Here is a 247-nt window from a genome sequence, read left to right as displayed (position 1 = left end):
CGATGCAGCAAGCCATTGAGCAAGGTACCCGACCAATTGCCGGCAGCCGGATGCACCACCAGTCCAGCCGGTTTGTTGACAACCAAAATATCATCATCTTCATACACGATGGGAAATTCGACTGGCTCGGGGGTGTAGGCCAGCACCTCGGCCGATAACTCCGGCGTCAGTACCGCGATTTCCCCGCCATACAAGGTTTGTTTGGGCTTGGCAACCACGCCATCAAGCGTGATGCGGCCATTCTCCA

Annotated in this window: 1 pseudogene; it reads right to left on the bottom strand. The window is 56.3% G+C overall.

Going from position 1 to position 247, the window contains the following annotated elements:
• A pseudogene (locus ACZ3GY_RS24600) lies at positions 1–247 on the bottom strand (RNA pseudouridine synthase); the annotation flags it as partial.

Source organism: Pseudomonas sp. PME37.24/006, assembly GCF_055556635.1.
Note: the sequence above shows the minus strand (reverse complement) of the source record. Positions and strands in the feature narration are given on the sequence as shown.